The following is a 645-nucleotide window of genomic DNA, read 5'->3' on the forward strand; positions in this document are numbered from 1 at the left end:
TACATCCTCGGAGGTGAATCCACCAATCAGGCGAAGCCCCACGACGAAAGAAAAGACAACGAGGATCGGGAGTGAAATCACGAGTACCAGACCACCAGTATTGGTCACAATCACAATCCCTACTAGTAGCGGAAGTAGCGCAGCTGTCCAAACGCGTACTAAACCTCTGCTAAAGGAGTGGATCCCACGGAGATAATAAATCTCGATGACCCCCGCCATTCCGGCAACTGTAAGAGCAGTACCAGTCGCAATTCCCGCCCCAAGAATTCCTAATGTAGGAACCAACAACGCGTCCAAAGTTCCATTTACACCAACGAGAACGACCGTATTTAGCAGGGTAAGACGAGTGTGACCAAGCCCCTCAAGCATCATTCCCTCTGGTCCGAATGCTGCATTAAGAAGGTATCCAATAGAGAGTGCGACAACCGCGGTCGCTGCTGCAGTGTACTGCTCAGTGAATAGGAGAGAAAGATAAGTCTCTGGGGCTAACACGAGTGTCAGAGTCGGAGGGATCGTCAGGATAGTCACCCACCGCGTCGTTAGTGTGAACCGGTTCTGAAGGAGCGTGTTATTGCTCATATTCTCGGCCACAATCGGTTTGAAGATCGGAGTAATTGCCCGAAGTGCAATAAGCAGGTTTGAAGC

The 645-nt window shown here is 50.5% G+C and carries 1 protein-coding gene; it reads right to left on the reverse strand.

Annotated features, from left to right (window positions below):
- A partial coding sequence (locus EXE42_RS16350) for an oligosaccharide flippase family protein (RefSeq protein ID WP_137706996.1) occupies window positions 1-645 on the reverse strand: 645 nt, incomplete at both ends.

Origin of the sequence: Halorubrum sp. SP3 (genome assembly GCF_005435195.1) — an archaeon.
Classification (GTDB): Archaea; Halobacteriota; Halobacteria; order Halobacteriales; family Haloferacaceae; genus Halorubrum; species Halorubrum sodomense.